The 20284-nt window shown below is 36.3% G+C and carries 18 protein-coding genes and 1 tRNA gene; 7 read left to right on the plus strand and 12 right to left on the minus strand.

What is annotated here, in order from left to right; all coding sequences use genetic code 11:
* Positions 1-226: 226 nt before the first annotated feature.
* Entirely contained in the window at positions 227-880 is a 654-nt protein-coding gene (locus tag M2372_RS22720) for a hypothetical protein (protein WP_228455800.1), read from the minus strand.
* Positions 870-1589 (minus strand): DUF434 domain-containing protein, encoded by a 720-nt coding sequence (locus tag M2372_RS22725; RefSeq protein ID WP_185018978.1) that lies wholly within the window; start codon positions 1587-1589, stop codon positions 870-872. Before M2372_RS22725 ends, M2372_RS22720 begins: the two co-directional genes overlap by 11 nt.
* A 169-nt stretch (positions 1590-1758) precedes the next feature.
* Between M2372_RS22725 and M2372_RS22730 the strand changes: the two genes are divergently transcribed.
* Together M2372_RS22730 and M2372_RS22735 are read left to right on the plus strand one after the other, a co-directional pair.
* Complete coding sequence (locus M2372_RS22730; protein ID WP_228455799.1) at positions 1759-2619, plus strand: hypothetical protein; 861 nt, start codon at positions 1759-1761, stop codon at positions 2617-2619.
* A 118-nt stretch (positions 2620-2737) separates the two neighbouring features.
* A complete protein-coding gene (locus M2372_RS22735; RefSeq protein ID WP_123321483.1) occupies positions 2738-3595 on the plus strand; it encodes a DUF4822 domain-containing protein in 858 nt (285 codons plus the stop codon).
* A gap of 145 nt (positions 3596-3740) precedes the next feature.
* Here M2372_RS22735 and M2372_RS22740 read toward each other — a convergent pair whose 3' ends face one another.
* From M2372_RS22740 to mce, 10 genes are all read right to left on the minus strand, one after another.
* Positions 3741-4787, minus strand: a complete 1047-nt coding sequence (locus M2372_RS22740; RefSeq protein ID WP_123321482.1) for an MBL fold metallo-hydrolase — start codon at positions 4785-4787, stop codon at positions 3741-3743.
* 12 nt (positions 4788-4799) lie between these two features.
* Positions 4800-6380 (minus strand): Na+/H+ antiporter, encoded by a 1581-nt coding sequence (locus tag M2372_RS22745; RefSeq protein WP_123321481.1) that lies wholly within the window; start codon positions 6378-6380, stop codon positions 4800-4802.
* Positions 6381-6467: 87 nt separating this feature from the next.
* Positions 6468-7103: an NAD(P)H-binding protein gene (locus M2372_RS22750; protein ID WP_123321480.1), complete on the minus strand. Its 636-nt coding sequence runs from the start codon at positions 7101-7103 to the stop codon at positions 6468-6470.
* Between the two features lie 67 nt (positions 7104-7170).
* Positions 7171-8094 (minus strand): alpha/beta hydrolase, encoded by a 924-nt coding sequence (locus tag M2372_RS22755; RefSeq protein ID WP_123321479.1) that lies wholly within the window; start codon positions 8092-8094, stop codon positions 7171-7173.
* Between the two features lie 683 nt (positions 8095-8777).
* A complete protein-coding gene (locus M2372_RS22760; protein ID WP_123321478.1) occupies positions 8778-9644 on the minus strand; it encodes an AraC family transcriptional regulator in 867 nt (288 codons plus the stop codon).
* Between the two features lie 96 nt (positions 9645-9740).
* Entirely contained in the window at positions 9741-10430 is a 690-nt protein-coding gene (locus M2372_RS22765) for a hypothetical protein (protein ID WP_123321477.1), read from the minus strand.
* Between the two features lie 92 nt (positions 10431-10522).
* Positions 10523-12277 (minus strand): alkaline phosphatase, encoded by a 1755-nt coding sequence (locus M2372_RS22770; RefSeq protein ID WP_123321476.1) that lies wholly within the window; start codon positions 12275-12277, stop codon positions 10523-10525.
* Between the two features lie 165 nt (positions 12278-12442).
* Positions 12443-13225, minus strand: coding sequence for a DUF5694 domain-containing protein (locus M2372_RS22775; protein WP_123321475.1), 783 nt, complete (start codon positions 13223-13225; stop codon positions 12443-12445).
* A 279-nt stretch (positions 13226-13504) separates the two neighbouring features.
* Positions 13505-13578: transfer RNA gene (locus tag M2372_RS22780), tRNA-Ile, on the minus strand.
* 62 nt (positions 13579-13640) lie between these two features.
* Positions 13641-14039: a methylmalonyl-CoA epimerase gene (mce, locus tag M2372_RS22785; protein ID WP_123321474.1), complete on the minus strand. Its 399-nt coding sequence runs from the start codon at positions 14037-14039 to the stop codon at positions 13641-13643.
* 94 nt (positions 14040-14133) lie between these two features.
* Here mce and rbfA point away from each other — a divergent pair, with 94 nt between their 5' ends.
* The 5 genes from rbfA (at position 14134) to M2372_RS22810 (ending at position 20253) form a co-directional block, all read left to right on the plus strand.
* Complete coding sequence (gene rbfA / locus M2372_RS22790) at positions 14134-14493, plus strand: 30S ribosome-binding factor RbfA (protein WP_123321473.1); 360 nt, start codon at positions 14134-14136, stop codon at positions 14491-14493.
* 3 nt (positions 14494-14496) lie between these two features.
* Entirely contained in the window at positions 14497-15702 is a 1206-nt protein-coding gene (locus M2372_RS22795; RefSeq protein WP_123321472.1) for an ABC transporter permease, read from the plus strand.
* Between the two features lie 81 nt (positions 15703-15783).
* Positions 15784-17574: an endonuclease gene (locus tag M2372_RS22800; protein ID WP_123321471.1), complete on the plus strand. Its 1791-nt coding sequence runs from the start codon at positions 15784-15786 to the stop codon at positions 17572-17574.
* A 64-nt stretch (positions 17575-17638) separates the two neighbouring features.
* On the plus strand, positions 17639-18376 hold the full coding sequence (locus tag M2372_RS22805) for a shikimate dehydrogenase (RefSeq protein WP_123321470.1): 738 nt from the start codon (positions 17639-17641) through the stop codon (positions 18374-18376).
* A gap of 74 nt (positions 18377-18450) precedes the next feature.
* A complete protein-coding gene (locus M2372_RS22810; RefSeq protein WP_123321469.1) occupies positions 18451-20253 on the plus strand; it encodes a DUF349 domain-containing protein in 1803 nt (600 codons plus the stop codon).
* Positions 20254-20284 lie beyond the last annotated feature (31 nt).

A 20284-nucleotide genomic window follows, 5' to 3' on the forward strand; every position in this document is an offset into this window, starting at 1 on the left:
TACGAATTTATCTTCCTCAGTTTTCTTTGTCTGCAAAATTACTCATCAGAAACGCAATCTTTTTGCGCAGTAGAAAAATATTGTTTGAATAGATTAGAAGATGGGAGCTATGAAAGTTTCAAAAGCAACACTATTTCTTTTTCATATCCTTAAGATCTATAAAAAGATGGTTAGAAATTTCACGGCAAAGAGTAACTTCCAGCCTCCTTCTTCCAGCTTCCAGACTTTATTCATTGATAAATTTTTCAAGAAATCCAATCAGCTTTGTACCGCCGTGACTCCAGCGGATTCCATGTCCTTCTTTTTCTCTTACTTCAAAGACAAGTTCGTGCTTATAATGAAAGAAGACATTCCACCAGGTTTTATTTTCAAGGATATAATGAATTTTCTGCATTACTTTTTCCTGCTTCTGCTGGTTATTTCCTTTCACTTCACCCCAAAAATCATCATCCATTCGTCCGGTATGCTTTTCCCAAGCGCGCTGTGCGATGGTAATTTCTTCATTAAAAGGTTTCTGGCAAGCTTCAATCAACACAGAAGTCAGTGGAGGAACAGTCCTTTCGTCACGGATGCTGGCTGAGGTCAACCTTTGTCCTAAAACAATCAGCCAATCTTCAAAAGATATTTCTTCCAAATGCTTTGCTTTCCCCTCATCAGTATCGTTACTGATCAAAACATGAACAAACTGATTAAAGATTTTTTCCCGGTCAATGTTTATTTCTTCATTAAAATAAGGGAGATCCCAATCCAGTGTATTCTCCTGGAACCTTTGAATATTTTTATTTAAATCCTGTAAATGTTCTTCCGCTAAAACAGCCTGATATTTTTCCTTCCAGTCTTTTGAAAGTAAAGGAGTGTATTTTTCAAACTTATTCATCATAACATTGTATCAGATTAGCAGACAGGTTTTCTTCTTTGATAAGATAATCAATAAGATTAAACCATTCTTTACAGTGATCCAGAATCCAGGCATCCGAGGAAATAATAATCCCGGAACTTTCAGCCAGAAATTTATCCGGATTATATTGTAATTCACCTTCCCAGTTGAACTGATTTTCAACGGCAAAATCAAGGACTATTTGTTTAATTCTTCCACTGTTGGAAACCGGTTGGTCGAAAATCCAAACTAATTTCTGAATCTGAGCCTTTTGAAAAAAAACAGCAACAAGCTCTACTGCCCTCTGCGTTTGATTCACCCGTTTATAAGTTCCATGAACCCCGGAAAGATCCCGGAAACAGCCATCGATGCCTTCAAAAATATACGCTTCGGATAGCAGGCTTTCTAATAAGATCAATACATTGAAACCGTCAAGATAAACTGTTTTATCTTTCAGATCTGAAATTTCCAACTGCTTTTCTTTCCTGTTCTGAATCTGCCCGTCAGATGCTGAAGCTCCGCGCAATGCCTGTATCTGTCTCGTCTTTAGTCTATACCTGTTTCCGACAAGATCAGATCCAGCTTTTTCTGCATAACCTCTTGTCAGCAGGTACTGCATATCCTGAACTGCCAGTCTCAGCTTGTTGATCTGTTTTTCTGAACCAAACAGGGTGTCATCACCTGTATTTTTCCCTCGGTTTCTGTTATTCATACTCAAAAATAGAGTTTTTAGAGATAAAATTCTCGCAGATTTTGCACAATCATCTGAGAGAAATAAGATTTAAAATTAATAGATTTCTTAATACTTTACCTTTAAAATTCGGGAAATCATTGTTTCGTGCCAGCAGTTTATTGTACTTTTAAGGAAAATACACAAAATCATGAAAATACCCAGATCCTTTTTCTTTGTTTTATTATTCTTTTTTTTCTGCTTGTGTTTTCAAAGCTGTGAAAATAAAGTAAAAGAAAAGATAACCAACCTCGCTGGTTTTACTAAAGCTCAGGAACCCCTGAAGAATGTTGATACTTTTGACAAGAATACTAAAACGATCCATGTTCTGGTTGCTTTATGTGACAATAAATATCAGGGAATTGTTCCGGTTCCTGAGAAAATAGGAAATGGTCAGGATCCTGACCAGAACTTGTATTGGGGGGCAGGCTATGGCGTCCGAACTTACTTCAAAAAGAGTAAGGAATGGAAGCTTTTAAAGACCGAAAAAAAGGATTCTATAAGAATGGAAAGGCTTATTTTTCAGCATACTTCAAAGAAAAATCATTATCTGGTTGCTGATGCCTATGATGGACAGTATATCAAAAACTGTACAAAGGACTTTCTCTACAGCAGTTCGGGACAGATGAAGGATATACTTTCCATTAATAATACTAAAATCGGGCTTTACGGAAATGCTAAACTTGTTTCTTACATAGGCCATGACGGATTAATGGACTTCCAGTTATCAGAGTCTTTTAAAAATACAGATAAACAGACCAGGGACTGTATCATTTTAGCCTGTTACAGCAAAAGATTTTTCTCACCACTGTTACAGGAAACCAAAGCTAATCCTTTGGTGTGGACCAGCCATCTGATGGCTCCTGAAGCCTATATCCTGCATGATGCTTTAACAGGGTACCTCAATAATGAATCGGGTGAACAGATCAGAAGCAGGGCGGCACTAGCCTATTCAAAATATCAGAAATGCAGTGTAAAAGCAGCAAGAAACCTTTTGATAACAGGTTGGTAATACTGTTATCTTCAGCTCAATCTACCATCGGTTATATTTTTTACAAAAAAAGAGATATTTCATACAACACTTTTGATGTTTATTAGGAATAAGTTTGCAAATACTTAAAAATACTCTTATGAATACACTGAAAAAACTTTGTTATCTATCTGCGGCGATACTTTTATCAGCCTCTTTCATTTCGTGTTCAAGCGATGATAATGAAATTATTATTGAACAACAGACCCCTTCACAGGTTCTGGCTTCTACTCCATGGGAAACTACCGGAGCAAAGGATAAAAATGGAGCTAACGTAGCTTTAACCGATGCCAGCGTAGCAGGTTATGTAGGATTTGCCTACTTCAAAGCAGACGGAAATTTTGCCATTTACAATTTAAATGATGTATTGAGATCACGAGGAACATGGTCTGTAGATGCTCAGGGAAAAACGAGAACTATTGCTGCTTTAAATCCGGATGGAACTGCAATTTTTACCCGAGATGTTGATATTCTTGTTTTAAACAAAAATGAATTCACTTACAGAATCCGTCCTAACGCTGCTGATCCATCAGTTTATTATGACATTATCCATATGAGAACTCCTCATGCGGAACCCAAAAACGGACAGCTTACCTTAGCTTCTACTCCATGGAAAACTACAGGTGCAAAAGATAATGCCGGAGCTGCTGTAGCTTTGGATAATGCCAGTGTAGCAGGTTATGTTGGATATTCTTACTTCAAAGCTAACGGAACTTTTAAAATCTTTGGATTAAATGATGTTCTACGATCCCAAGGAACATGGACTATTTCTCCTGATGGAAAAACAAGAACTCTTGTTGCTTTAGATGCTAACGGAAATGTACTTTTTACCCGTACTGTAGATATTCTTGTACTGAACGAAACTACGTTTACTTACAGAATTACTCCTGATGCAACTAACCCAACCGTATTTTACGACATCATTCATACTAAGGATTCTCACAAAGAACCTCAGTAATGATTATTTTTTTTGATAATAAGAAAAACCTGCTCAGTAATGGGCAGGTTTTAATTTTATTGGTTAAGTGAATTACTTATTTTTATTCTGAATAGAATGAACAGAAACTGTCCACTGAGTTCTAAGCTATTTATACATGCTATTCTTACCAATATTCTTCCCACCATTTTTTCCAGGTTACATTTCCTAACTGATCCAGATCTACTTTTTCACCTATCAAAGGTAAAGTAATAGGCTGATTATTATCTTCTGCATTTTTAGCAGCTAATTCCACCGGTTCAAACCATGGATGCTGGGCAAGTTTGAATTTTGAATGATGAACAGGAATAAAATTTTTCGCTTTTAGCTCTTTAATTTCACCAATCAATTGATCCGGTAATGTATGAATGTAGGGCCATTTTTCGTTGTATTGCCCACACTCCATGACAGCGAGATCAAACGGGCCGTACTTTTCTCCAATTTCCGTAAAATGATTTCCATAGCCGCTGTCACCGCCTAAAAACAGGTTTTTGGCAGGTGTTTTCAGGACAAAAGAGGTCCAGAGGGAAATATTCCGGTTCAGTAACCTTCCGGAAAAATGTCTTGCGGGAGTCAGGGTAATTCTGAAACCATCTGCAATATCTACACTCTCCCACCAGTTTTTTTCAATGATATATTTCGGTTCCCAGCCCCAGTATTCAAAATGCTGTCCTGTTCCTAATCCACAAATTACGGTTTCCACTTTATCTTTTAATTCTTCTACGGTTTTGTAGTCCAAGTGATCCCAATGATCGTGGGAAATCAAAAGAAAGTCTATATACGGCATATGTTCCGGTTTGTAATAATCTGCTCCCGGAAATGCTTTAATAGATCCTGGCATAGGTGAAGCGTTTCCGCTGAAAACAGGATCTATCAGGAATTTTTTACCATCCACCTGTATAAAGTATGAGCTATGCCCGAACCATACCAGAACATTTTCTTCCGGGTCAAGGGTTTTCAGGTCTGTTATGACAAATGGAAGAGCCGATTTGGGGGAGGTGTTTTCCACTTTACACAAGCTGTTAAGAAGAGCTTTGGTCATACTTTCGCCTTCCAATAAAGGCGGAGTGATGAGTATATTATGAAATCTCCCATTGGCATAATTGGGTAAGGTGCTGAAGTATTCCTTTCTTTTTTCATCAGGAAACTGCCCGAGCTGTTTTACTAAATTCATTTCCTTATTTTTTTACATTCTGAGCCTTTCTTCTTCAAGATCCAGCCTCGTTAAATAATGTCTTATATATTCTTCGTCAATATTAGGATTGCGTCTGTTTTCTTCCCGAAGCCAGATGCGTTGCTGCTCAAGGGTTTCGAAATAAATTTCTTTGGCGTCTTCTGATAGTTTATGGATAGAATCTTCTTTATCTTCCTGCTCCCAACGGTCCATTAGTTTATTAAAATATTCGTTTTCATTTCTTCGTTCCTTATAGTTTTCATCAAGAAACCTGAAAGCTACTCCTCGCATTTCTTTTCTTAAATAATGTTCGGATTCTTCTTCAGAAAGATACCCACTTCCGGTATCGGACAGATTAAGTTTTTTGATCATTGAAGGTAACGTAAGCCCCTGGATAATCAGGGTTGCCAGAATTACAATAAAGGTAATGAAAAGAATCAGGTCGCGATGTGGAAAAGGCTGACCGTTTTCCATTACTACAGGAATAGATAGAGCTGCTGCCAGTGAAACTACTCCACGCATTCCTGTCCAGCTCATCAGTATAGGAGCTTTCATCCCAGGATCTCTATCTGCTACATTAATGAAGTTTCGCATAATCAGGGTAACGAATACAGCTCCAAAAGAGGATAAAAAGCGTACAACAATCAGTACTGCTGTGATCAATAATCCGTAACCAACTGCGTTGAAAAGGCTTATTCCCTCTTTCTCAAGCCCTACCATAATTTCCGGAAGATCTAAGCCAATTAATAGAAATACAATTCCATTAATCAGGAAAACAAAACTTTCCCATACATTGGAACCTTTCAGCCTTGATTCTGAGGTCCGGAAAATTTCATGTCTTCTGATGGACAGAAACAATCCTCCACTCACCACAGCCAATACTCCGGATGAATGTACTTCTTCAGCAGCAATATACATTACATAAGGAGCCACTAAACTGAGAATGGCATCCATATTGACATCGGTGGGAAATATTTTTTCAATTTTGAGAAAGATATAGGCCAATACAAGACCTATTCCCAGTCCGCCAAATACCATCCATCCAAAGCTCACCACGGCATCCTGCCAGATAAACTGTCCGGTTGCTACAGCTACCATTGCAAATCTGAAAATGATAAGAGAGGAAGCATCATTGAAGAGACTTTCACCTTCTAAAACGGTAGACAGATTTTTAGGTACTTTTACAAATTTTAAAATAGCTCCTGCGCTCACCGCATCCGGTGGAGAAACTATCCCTCCCAGTACAAAACCTAATGCTAATGAAAACCCGGGAATATAAGAATTAGCCACAAAAGCTACTGATATGGCTGTAAGGAATACTACAATAAAGGCAAAACTGGTGATGATCCGCCTCATTTTCCAGATTTCCTTCCATGAAACAGCAAAGGCTGCTTCGTATAATAATGGCGGTAAAAAAATGATAAATATAAGTTCAGGATCAATTTTAATGGGTGGTAATCCGGGGATAAAACTGATAAGCAGTCCTGCAATAACCAATATAATGGGATATGCTACTCTTAAACGATTCGCCAGCATAATGGCTCCAATGATCACCAAAACCAACCCGAGATAATAAATAAAATTTTCTACCATTTGTTCTTCAATTAATTGTGTACCTCTAATGTATATATTTTTTTGAGAAATATGGTTTGTTTTTATCTGAAATTTGCTTCTTTTTATTTAATAAAATACTGGTTTATCACCATATATTCCAGGCTTATTGACTCCAACACTTGCTTTATTATCTTTTTCAGGGTGTTCAATGATATTCGCGATATATGCAGCAACCGCTTTTCTTGAAACTTCTGTTCCTAGAAAAGATTCTCCTTTTTGGGTAGTTTCATATTCCACCTCATCTTTATCAGTAAGCCATGATGGACGAACTATGGTATAGTTAAGAGAAGATCTTTCTATAATATCAGCGGCCTGTATGTAAGGAATGAGGTCTTTTCCGATCATTCTTTCATTCCACGCTCCGAATTTTCCGGGAATCTCGTGGTAAATGCCTAATGAGGTAACAAAAATGAGCCTTTTAACTCCATTCTTATCCATAGCTTTTACGATTTCTCCTGCTAATTTATCCATCGGTCCTGAAAGGTTTGCATATACAACATCCTGATCTTTTATGGCATTGTTGAGATCGTTGGGATTGAGCACATCTCCTTTTACAATATTTGCAGAGGACTGATATTGATTTAAATGTTCTGTATTCCTTGCAAACAAGGTAAGTTCAATATTTTTATTTTCTTTAAGAAATTCTGTGACATGTTGTGCAATGGCACCTCGGGCTCCTAACACTAATACTTTTGTTGACATTTTAATTGGTTTTAATATTAAATAAATGCTGCCATATCCAAAATACAACAGCATTTACTGGGTTCTGTTAAGCTAATTTTTCCTGAAAGAACGGAACTAACTGGTCTATGGCTTCATTAACATAGTTTTCCCTGTCATATAAAGACATGTGGTTTGCTCCTTCAATAATATATTTTCTCTTATCTACAGAGGCTGCACGCGCTATAAGATCATCACTCATCCATGCACTTCCTGCTATACTTCCCACTATGGCTAACAGTGGCTGCGTAAAGAAGGCTTCTGCTTTATTATAAGCATCATAAGAAATGATCTGTGAAAGGCTTCGGGCTGTAGCAAAACCTGGTGCTGTAGGGTATTGACAACGGTCTGTATGGTAATATTCCCAGGCTTCTCTCAATTCTTCATTAGGTGCATCTTCTTCCCTCATTGGGGCTAACGGAATGGTCTGAATTTCTGTACTCCCTGCATCTGCTGTTCTGGAATTGGAACCTGCTACTAAATAAGGTAATGCATCGGCATCTTTCACATTGTTTTCCCAACCATTCCTGAACATAGATCCAATGTTTACAGCACTTACCATTCCCACTGCTTGAATTCTATGATCGTTGATGGCCGCATTAGCTGTATATCCTGCTCCCGCACAAATTCCCATAGCACCGATCTTATCAGTATCTACATAAGATAAGGTCGTAAGGTAATCAATTACTGCACTTACATCTTCTGTTCTGATGTAAGGATTTTCCAATTGGCGCGGTTCTCCTGTACTTTCTCCCTGATAAGAGGCATCATAGGCAATGGTAATAAATCCGTGGTTTGCCAATTTTCCTGCATATAGACCTGCCGCCTGTTCTTTTACTCCGCCTCCCGGATGAGATACAACTACTGCCGGATATTTTTTGTTTTGATCAAACCCTTCTGGGAAATTGATGATTGCTGATAAAGTAATTTCCTGAGCGTTTGTGTTTTTAATACTGATTTTTTCCTGTGACATGATTTTGTATTTTATTTGTTATTATTTATTCGAATGAAATCTTGCAGAACGAAGTGGAAAGCTCTTTTGTATTTTTGATTGCTTTTCTCCGGTCTATTTTCTTTCTTTTTAACAGATCAAAGGTAGGAAGAGATATATGCTGTAAACGGAGACTCATTACCTGAAAACAGATACATTTTACTTTTTTGTATTTTTAGGCGGCTAGAGCCCACCTCTATTGATGTTACTCGTTCAGTGTTTAAGGTTTCTCGCAGATCGTACAGATTTTGCAGATGATTGCCGATAAGCAAATCAGAAATTTTCAAAAAACTTATGTGTACTTCTTATGCAGAAAGCCTGTAACTTTAAATCTCTTAAGTATTTAAGTCTTTTGTAACTTTTGTGGTTAGTCATAATCCTTATTAGATTTTAGAATTTTGTTTCCCACAGATTGCTCAGATTTACACAGATGCTTGTGGATAGTATTGGAGGCAAGGCTTCAGTTTAGGTTTAACATTACTATCATTCATTACTCATAAATTAGCCCGGATAGTAACGGTTACCCCGCAGCATAGGCTGGAAAACAGAAGGACTTAGCCTTGGCGTGTATTGGCGTGAGGAGTATAAGTGGATAGCCGGAAAAAGCTCCTGAAAATAAAAAGACAACTCATTGAGCTGCCTTTTATAATGGTATGTATAATTATTTATTGATTTCTGAAGACCTTTGGGGAAAGTCCTGTTTTTTTCCGGAAGAACCTGGCAAAATAGTTGGGATAATCGAAACCGAGACTGTAAGATATTTCACTTATGGAAAGACTGGTATTTTTGAGTTTATCTTTGGCCTGTTTTATAACATAGTCGTGAATATGATCCAGCGGTGATTTGCCTGTAAAATGTTTGATGAGGTCACCGAAATAATTAGGTGAAAGGTTACTTTTCTGAGCAAAATAAGCTACAGATGGCAGTCCTGCAAGATTTTCATTTTCTCTGAAGTAATAGTCCAGATTTTTATAAAACTCATCAATAACCCTGTGGTAAATTTCACTTCTGGTATCGAACTGGCGATCATAAAAGTCTTTAACATAGGTAAGAATGAGGTTGACATAAGAAATGATCACTGTTCTTGAATAGTATTCTTTCTGAAATTCATGATTGGCTTTTCTGAACAGATCCCAAACAATATTCTCTTCTTCCTTGGTGAGGAAAAGAGCTTCGTGATTGTTATAATGTACAAAGCTGTAGTCCTTGGCATATTTTTCAAGGTATTTGGCGCCCACCATAATGCATAATCCTGAAAATGGCGCTGTAATCTCCCATTCCAGCGTATTTTGTGGACAATCTACGTACATATAGGATGAATCAGACTGATCTTCCAGCAGCTGGTAAGAAGTAAATTTTACTTCCATGGGGGGCTTGATGGCCAAAAGATAAAAATCAATGGTTACCGGTTCGGATTTTAACTTGATATCATTCTCTGTCTCAAAATCTACGATGTGAAGATCATCACTTTTCAGAGGGCCAACATTCAGGTAACAGCAGAATTCGGGGATATTTAATATTTTGATGCTCATAGTACAGGCTTTCAACAATGGGTAAAATTACATCTTTTGAGTGGCGTCCTTATGATACATATTCAGGAAAAACAGATACATTTTACGGTTTATGCTCTATAATTTTACAACCAGAAACATTATTCCAAAACTTATCAGTAATATAATGCCTATTATTATTGCACCTTCTAAAACATGTTTCATATATCTTTTCCCGTCGAACGTAAACTTTTCGGGATGAATACTGAATTCCTTAAATACAAACGGGTCTATTTTCAAATCTGGTCTGAAACGAACAATTCCTTCTATAAACCTTGCCCGTAAAGCTCTTGCATTTTTGATGTAATATATACTTCCAAGGTGTGTTCCATCAAAAACCACTTTAGTTTCATTACGATCTATTCCTACAGCGAGCATCCATGTTTTGTGTTCTTTTGATATATACACCTCATAATCATCTGAAAGATAAGATGGTCCCAACTGACTGTAAAGCACATCATCTATACTTCCATCCCTTTTATAGAAATGAATACCTGTATCATCTACTCTTATCTTTTTTATGGCTATAGCCATATTTTTCCTGATATGACGGAAAAAATGATACATAGCTATAGCCCAAACAGGATAATATAATACGCCTACCACAACCAATATCCGTATACTCCCGGAAACCAAAAGTGGAAATACAGCAAGCACTATAAACATAACCAGTAACAATGCTCCACCAAAAATATTAATCAGCCAGGTGATTATCCAGTTAGGTTTTGAAACTAATGGTAAAAACTCTTTTCTAAAATCCTCTTGCATCTGTTCAATATACGGAAAAAATAAGAACAAAAAAAGCCCCAGTATTCCCTGGAGCTATGTACAAAATTGAAAATAAGATATGTTCTTTAAAACTATGAGATTGTGTATTTTTTTTCTGTAGTCACAGTATAAATATCGGAAACCACATTATCTACAAACCTCCATTCCGCATCAGAATTTCCGGCAGTAAATTTTACATGAAGGTAGCCTCTTTTGTAAAGGTTAGCATATTCCAGATCGTCAATTAATGATGAAAATGCCTGGGCCAAAGCAATTGCTTGAGTGGGATCTGATGTAATTCCAAGATAACCTTCAAGCCCTGGTGACGAAACAGAGCTACAGGCTAACTCAGTTCCAATAATCTTACCTTGTGCATTGGTCAATTTCCCCAGCCATGCATTGTGGGTATCACCTGCCAATACCACAACATTTTTATTGGTAAGTATAGAATATAGCTGTTCTCTTTCCATAAAATATCCGTCCCACGCATCCAGATTATAAGGTAAAGTGGTGGTAACTCTTGCTATTTCCTGTGGGGTAAGTGTAGGATCCTGTTGTTTGTATCTTTCTTTAATAACAATCAGCTGCCCAATTGTAGTCTGTAAAGCCTGCATGGTAGCCGGTTGTGCACTTCCGAGTTTTTTTATTTCCGCTAAAATCTGATTGAGTAACATTAATAGTTCTGCAGGAACCATCATTTTGGTCATCAGGATCTGCTGTCCCAATACCTTCCATTTTGCAGAATCAGCGTTGATCTGAGAACCTAGCCATGCCATCTGCTCGCTTCCGATCAGTTTTCTGTTGGGATCTAAAAAATCTGTTTTAAACTTCAGCTGATCGAAATTCCCGGCATTGTCCAGATAATCTGAATATTCTAATTGCTTATCTCTTGCAATTACTCTGGTATCCATCATATACAGGGAAACAATATTTCCGAAGTTGAAACTTCTGTAAATTCTAAGATCTTTCCCTGTTTTAAGAGGAATATATTCACTGTATGCCTGGAAAGCAGCTTTTTTTCTTGCTTCAAAATCACCTTCGTCAGGCTGATGGTTTTCTGCACCTGATTTATAGGTATCATTGGCAAATTCATGATCATCCCATACACAGATAAAAGGTTTTTTCTGATGAGCCAGCTGAAGGTTCTTATCACCTCTGTATTGTCTGTATCTTTCTCTGTAATCATTCAGATTCAGGATTTCTTTAGCTGGCTTATGAGCTCTTCCAAGTTGGTTTGTGTACGGATTGGTTCCGTATTGTCCCGGTGCATATTCATAGATATAATCTCCAAGATGTACCACTACATCTGCTTCGGATTTGGCAACGGCTCCATATACATTGAAAAGTCCTGCAGGAAAGTTGGAACATGATACCACCGCCATTTTCACGTCATTTACCGAGTCTGTTTTAGATGGTAATGTAATAGTTTCTCCTGTTACACTGGATTCTTTCGTTTTAAGGTTATAGAATCTGTAGTAATATTTGGTATTTGACGGTATACTCTGTACATCCACCGCCACAGTAAAGTCATTGATTGCTGAGGCATTAGCATTTCCTCTTCTTAAAATCTCAGAGAAATTGCTGTTTTTGCTTATTTCCCAGGTTATTTCTGCATCTGCTCCTGCAGAATATCTTGTCCATATAATAATTCCGGTAGCTGTAGGATCAAAGCTGGCCACTCCGGTATCAAAACCTGAGTTTTTCAGATCATCAGGAGCTATTCCACCTTCAGTAAAATCTTCATCACTGCAACTTATAATCAGAGGAGCAATAAAGAGTCCTCCGGCTGCTAAGAGAGAATTCTTAAGAAACCTTCTTCTGTTAAGCAGATTGTTATTTTCCATCATTCCTTTTTTCTGCAAAGCAACGGTATCTGCCGAAGAAGGCTGTTAACTGAGTTTTAATTATTCTTTATGCTTTTTTCAAACATATGTTTAACATAATATTTTCTGAAATATTTGAACTTTGGAAATATTAATTGTAAGGATCAACATTTACTTAAGTCTTTCTCTCTACTTCAGGTAATCAAAAACATTTACAGACTGGTATTTAGGACTTCGTTTTAAAAACTCACTGAAAAATGCAGCATGGGTTGCCCCAGAAATAATAAGGACTCTGTCATTTTCCGAAAGTGGAATTTGATTAAGGTTAGAATACATTCTCAGATTTCTTCTGTAATATTTAGCTGCTTCATCTGCTCCTTCAAAATGACCGGCAGTGCTTACGTAAGTCAAAATATCAGCATTAGCAATAATCAGATCCTGTAAAGTAGATTCTTTATTATAGTCGATAAGTTTTTCTTTCAAAGAAAGATTTTCCTGTTTTTTGAATCCTTCAATAAAAGTAGTTATAAAACCTTTATAGGTGATATTATCTACCTGATTTTTCAACTGATCTCCAATTCTATAATTGTACTGCCCTGTTTCCTGCTCATCAATTCCATATATTTTTTTCACATTAGCAAGTTTTCCAATCTGATATGCCAATAATGAAACTTCGCCTTCATAGGCTACTTTATGGTTTTTATTCTTTAAAAAACTGTGGTAGTCATTCTGGATTTTCTCATTCTCAGCAGGAACCAGCTCAACACAGATAACTGTTGGTTTAAATTCAGCAAGCAATTTTGCAATCTCAAAAACCTCTTTCTGGCTTTTCTCACTTTGCGGATCAAAACTTACTTTTACAGCATCTGGCGTTTTTCCCATATGAAAGGTGGCAAAATTAAGTACCTCTATCTTTTGCGCTGATAAACACATGCTCATCAAAAATCCACAAATAACACTTATTCTTTTCATGATTTTAATTTATGGTTCAAAAATAGAAAGTGAGCAGTAAGCATACAAGTCTATATCGACGAAGAGGTGCTTTTATCCGATGAAACGTTAAAAGCACTCAAAGTTGCCCTGGAATTGATTCCAAAAAGAAGTACAGCTAAAATTTAATTCTTTTTATTGATGAAATAATATTAAGAAAATAAGGGTGAATTCTGCAAAAGGTAACTGCAAAATTGTTATTATTAGTTACCCAATAAGACAAAAAAAGCACCTACATTTCTGTAAGTGCTTGATTTTCTGTGGTCCCACCTGGGCTCGAACCAGGGACCACCTGATTATGAGTCAGGTGCTCTAACCAACTGAGCTATAGGACCTCAAAACTTGGTTAAATTTTGTGTTTGCAAAAATAGTAAAATTTCTTTCACCACAAAATTTTTTATTGCTTTTCTTGACAAAGTTCTACCAGTACACCATTTGTTGACTTTGGATGAAGGAATACAACTAATTTGTTATCAGCACCTTCTTTCGGTTCTTCGGAGATAAATTGAAACCCTTCTTTTTTTAATCTTTTTACTTCCTCCAGAATATTTTCAACCCCAAATGCCAAATGATGGATACCTTCACCTTTCTTTTCAATAAATTTTGAGATTGGACTTTCGGGATTGCTGGCTTCTAAAAGCTCTATTTTGCTCTCTCCTGTTTCATAAAAAGAAGTCACCACTCCTTCCCTTTCTACTGTTTCTCGCTTGTAAGATTCTTTTCCTAACAATTTAGCAAAAAGTTCATCAGAAACCCCCAAAGACTTTACTGCAATACCAATATGTTCTAGTTTCATATACTACTAATAAATATAATTAATCCGTAAATTTGATACTGTAGCTGAATTTCAAAGTATCAATTCAAACAAAAGTAGTAAATTTGCATAAATTATGGAAAGTAACAGACAAAGAAAAGTAGCACAGATTATCCAGGAGGATTTCGCTGAACTTTTCCGCAAACAGGCTTCAGAGAGCAAACAAAGTATATTGATATCCGTTTCAGATGTAAAAGTAACGGCAGATTTGGGTATTGCAAAAATTTATTTAAGCATTTTCCCTCAGGAATACCGTACAGCGGTAATGAAAGAGATTGAAGAAAACAAACCTCAGTACAGAAACTTTATCGGCCAGAAAATGGCAAAACAGGTACGTATCATTCCGCAACTTAACTTTTACTTAGATACGACTCCTGATGACGTTGAAAAACTGGAAAGAGAATTAAGAGGCGAAGGTGACAATCCTGTTTTGTAGATCTTGAAGAATATTGCATTTTACATAGCATCCAGATACCTTTTGGCAAAAAAAGGCAGTACTGCTGTTACATTTATTACGTGGCTGGCAGTAGGGGCTATGACGGTTGCTGTGGTTGCAATGTTCGTCATCATTTCAGTTTTCTCAGGACTTGAAAACCTAAACAAAGACTTAATTTCCAATCTTCATGCTGACCTGACTTTAAAAAGTGCATCAGGTAAAACCATTAAAAACCTGGATCAGGTTAGCAAGGTCTTAAGCAGCAATAAAGAGATCAGCAGTTATTCCCGTGTTATTGAGGAAAAAGTATATATCAGTTTTAATGGAAAAGGAGATATTGCTTACTTACGGGGGGTGGATTCTGCCTATATAAAGGTAAACCCTATCAATAAAGATGTATTCTACGGAACTTATCCGAGTTTCAGATATTCCAACGAAGTTTTGATGGAAAACAGCCTTGATAATCGATTATCCATTCCTGTAGATTCTTCCAATCACTACGCAACAGTCTTTATGCCAAAGCCCGGAACCGGAATCATCAGTAAAGAAGAAGATATTTACAATAAAAGAGACATTTCAGTAACAGGAGTTTTCCCAGGAAAAGATCAACTTGACAACTATATTGTCTCTCCTATTGAGCTTACTGAAGAATTATTAAGTCTTCCAAAAAATTCAGCTTATCAGATCGTTATTAAATTAAAAAATACTGAAAATGCTGATGCTGTAAAACAAAGTCTTCTTTCTTCTCTTGGCAAAAATATTGAAATAAAAACCAAGGAAGAAGAAAATGCAGCTTTCTGGAAGATGATCAACACAGAAAAGATGTTCATCTACCTGATTTTTGCACTGGTTATTTTCATTACTACTTTTAATCTTGCCGGTGCCATTATTATCTTACAACTTGATAAAAAAGAACAGGCTAAATCTCTTATTTCTCTAGGCTTCCCTTTAAGCCATCTGAGAATGGCCTATTTCTATACCGGAATTCTTATTGTCATCTCCGGAGTTATTACCGGATTGATATTCGGAACAGCATTATGTTATTTCCAACTTTACACGGAATTCTTCAGAGCCAATGAGGTATTGCCATTTCCTGTAAAAATAGTTGGAAAAAATTATATTATCGTTGCTCTTACAGCATCCGTCTTTGGAATTGCAATCTCATGGTTCTTTTCAAAAATAAGCAAAGAGTATATTACTAAAAATTAATATATTAAGTTTACACATTTAACAGTTAAAACCTTTTTGGGTTTCATTTTTTCGTACCTTTACGCCCCAATTTTAAAAAAAATGAAACGAATTTTATCCTTTTTTCTATTAAGTTTTGCATTCATCAATGCAATGGCACAAGCCCCGGCTGGTTATTATAATGCAGCAAACGGTTTAACAGGTGCTCCTCTTAAAACAGCCCTTAAAGGTATCATTACCAACGGACACATAGACAAAGGCTATGGAGGCTTATGGACAGCTTATCACACGACTGATCGTGACACAAACACAAATTTTGAAAACGATGGTACAATACTAGATATTTATTCTGAAAACCCTTCCGGACAAGATCCTTACAATTTCAATGTAGGAACCAGTCAATGTGGCAGCTATAATGATGAAGGACAATGCTACAACAGAGAACATATTATTCCTCAAAGTTTATTCAGTAAAGCATCACCTATGGTTGCAGACATTCACTTTATCCGTCCTACAGATGGAAAAGTAAATGGTATGAGATCCAATTACCCTTTCGGTAAAGTAGGAAATGCATCTTACACTTCTCAAAACCAATCTAAATTAGGAAATTCAGCATCACCAGGATATGGCGGAACTGTATTTGAACCTATCGATGCTTTCAAAGGAGATGTAGCCAGAATGATCTTTTATTTTGTAACAAGATATGAAGATAAACTTTCAGGGTTCAGTTCTGGTGATATGCTTGGAAGCTCTTCCTTTCCAGGGTTAACACAATGGGCATTAACTCAGTATTTACAATGGAATGCTATGGACCCTGTATCTCCGGAAGAAATAAACAGAAATAATGCAGCATTTACATTTCAGGGGAATAGAAATCCATTCATTGATAATCCAGCTTACGCAGATCAAATCTGGGGAACTCCTGTAATTGACAACCAAGCTCCAACAGCACCTACCAACCTGATCGCTAACAACCCTACTTCAAATACAATGGGCTTAAGCTGGACTGCATCAACAGATAATGTTGGAGTAACAGGTTATGATATTTATGTTGGGAATACATTAAAAACCAGCGTTTCAGGAACATCAACAACAGCCACAGTAGCAGGGTTAGCTCCACTTACTCCATATACATTCTATGTAATTGCTAAAGATGCATTTGGAAATGCTTCACCGCAAAGTAATATTGCAGCAGGAACTACTCTTGATGGACCAGTTAATGTAGGAAACTGTGGTGATGAAAATTTCAGCAATATTCCTGCGAATGCAAGTGATTATAAAACCAGAACATGGACAAATAATAATGTAAGCTGGACTGCAACATTAGCAAGAACTGACCAAACTATTAATGGTAAAGCAATAACGCTTCAAGGAGGTGATCTAACTAGTTCTAATGTGCCTGGCGGAGTTCAGACATTAACGTTAACTACTCAACGTAAATTTAACGGAGGAGATGGTAACCTGAATGTTTTTGTAAATAATAATTTAGCAGGAACAATTCCTTACAGCGCATCAGTAGCAACTAACTTCATCAATGTAAACGTTACAGGAAATGCTGTTATTAAAATTGTAAATCCTAACAACAATGATAGAGTTGCTATCGATGACCTTAAATGGACATGTTACAACGGATCATTAGCAACTTCTGAAACTAAAAAAGATAAAGTAGAGTTCACCATCTATCCTAACCCGGTAAGAAACAATGAACTGTTTGTGAAAGGAGAAAACCTTAACAAAATTTCAAAAGCTCAGATCTATGACCTTTCAGGAAAAGCAATTGAAACACTTTCCAATCCTTTCAAAAACTCAAATAAAATTAATCTTAAAGGGTTAGTAAAAGGAACTTACATCTTAAAAACAGATAATTTCTCTACTAAATTTATCGTAGAATAATTATTACAAAATATTTCAAACTAAAGGCCGGATTTATCCGGTCTTTTTTTATAATTTTGATCATATGGATTCCAACAAAAAATTAGGATTGATAGGACGAAATATTTCCTATTCCTTTTCTAAAAAATTCTTCGAAAATAAGTTCCAAAAGCTTATGCTTAAAGGTTTTTCCTATGACATTTTTGATCTGAATGAAATCAATGAAGTAGAGAACCTTTTTTCTTCACCAGAATTGTTAGGTTTTAATGTTACCATTCCTTATAAAGAACAAATCATCAGTTATCTTGATGAATTAAGTGATGAAGCTGAAAAAATAGGTGCGGTGAACTGTGTTTTAATTCAAGATGGCAAAAAAACCGGATACAATACAGATGCTTTCGGTTTTGAAAAAACTCTTTTCCTTCATAAAAAGCCAACGCAGGACAAAGCATTGATTCTAGGCAACGGAGGAGCTGCAAAAGCTGTAAAATATATTTTGGACAAACATAACATCCCATCCAAAACTATTTCAAGAAGTACAGAAATCAATTTTGAAAACCTGAATCAGGAAACCGTACACGAACATAAGATTATTATCCAATGTACACCGGTAGGTACATTTCCGAATATTGAAGACTGTCTGACTTTTCCTTTTGATGCACTTTCTCCGGAGCATTTAGTTATCGATTTAATTTACAACCCCAGCTATACTCAATTTATCATCAATGCTTCCGAAAAAGGAGCCAAAACGGTAAACGGTTATTATATGCTTGAACAGCAAGCAGAAAAAGCTTGGGAAATTTGGAATTTTCAAAAAAAATAACATAAATTAGTACTTTAATTGCCCTTACAACTATATTTAAAGGATATTAACGCCACTCACATAAAAGATTTGCTATGACTACAGAAAACAATCTTTCTGAAAACGAAGAAAAGAAAAATCCTAACGAAGTATCTCAGGAGACATCGGAAAACACTGTTTCTCATGATGCCCATTCTCATGAAGATGATACTGAACACCTGGAAGAACATGAAGATGTCGAGATCTCTCTGGCTGATGCCCTGAAAGAAATGGAAAAACTCATCAATGCACCCGATGCCGGTGAGAATTCTAAAAAATTCAATCAGTTGAAAGAAAAAGCAAGTCACCACATCCATGATGAAGTGGAAGATAAAAAGCACGAGTATGCAGAAACTGGAAATACCTCTGAAAATTTCAGTTATGAACATCCTTCACAAGCTAAATTCTCTGCTTTAGTTAATATTTTCAGAGAGAAACATGACGAGTTTCAGAAGGGACAGGAAGAAGAACAAAAGAAAAATCTGGATCACCGTCAGAACATTATTGAAAGATTAAAAAATCTATATACCAATTCTGAACCGGGAGTCAATCTTTTTAAATCTATTCGTGAGATTAAAGAAGAATGGTCAAAAGCCGGACAGGTTGCCAAATCTGAATTCAAGATCCTTAACAATAATTACTTTCATCACCTGAACCAGTTTTATCAGATGCTGGATCTGAATAAGGAATTTTTAGAACAGGAATACAGCCATAACCTTGAAAAAAGACAGCACATCATTGCCCGTGCCCAGGAACTGGAGAATGAACCAGTAATTCAAAAAGCACTTAATGAGCTTCAGTATCTTCATAAGCTTTGGAAAGAAGAAGCTGAGCCTGTAGCAGAAGAATTCCGCGAAAAAACATGGGAAGAGTTCAAAGAAATTTCCAATAAAATTCACGAAAGAAAATCTGAACTTTCAGCATCTATCGAAAAAGAACAGACCGCCAATCTTGAAAAGAAAAATCAGATTATCGCTGAAATCAAGAAACTTTCAGAACCTTCTGAAACTCCTAATCATAATTACTGGCAGAACTCCATCAAAAGAGTTGAAGAACTTCGTTCTGATTTCCTGAAAACGGGAAGTGTTCCAAGAAAACTGTCTAATCAGAACTGGAATGATTTCAAAACAACCCTTAGAGGCTTTAATACAACAAAAAATAACTATTATAAATCTTTAAAAGGTTCTCAACAGGCTAATCTGGAAGAAAAATTAAAATTAATCCAGACTGCCCAGGATAATCAGAGTAATGAAGAATGGGATATCGCTGTTCCATTATTCAAAAAGCTTCAGGAAGACTGGAAAAAAATCGGACACGTTCCAAAGAGCATGACCAATAAAATCTGGGATGAATTCCGTGACGCTTGTAATGCATTCTTTAACAATTACAGAGAAAAAAGCAACACTTCTACCGATAACTGGAAAGAAAACTACAAGAACAAAAAAAACCTTCTCGATGAATTAAAATTGGTTTCCAACGAAGAAGGAAGTATCGAGAAAATTGAAGCGATCAAAACAGCATGGAATAATATTGGAAAAGTTCCGAGAGATAAAATTTCTATCAACACTGAATTCAATAAGACTCTCAGAGAAAAACTGAAGATCAATAAGATCAATGAACTTGAATTGAAAGAAGAAGGATTATCAGAAAACCAGCTTACTGACAAAGCAAGAAAGATCAAAAATCAGATTTCTGATCTTGAAGCTGAAATTGTTAAGCTTGAAAACAACCTTGCATTCTTCAATAAACCATCAAGGGAAAATCCTCTTCTAAGAGACACTTACAATACTATTGATGAAAAGAAAGCTCATCTGGAAACTTTAAGACAAAATCTCCACAACATTATTGCCGGAGAATAAATTTTAATACAATAAATAAGGGCGGAGCAAA

This window comes from Chryseobacterium sp. BIGb0232 (assembly GCF_024810195.1).
Taxonomy (GTDB): domain Bacteria; phylum Bacteroidota; class Bacteroidia; order Flavobacteriales; family Weeksellaceae; genus Chryseobacterium; species Chryseobacterium pennae.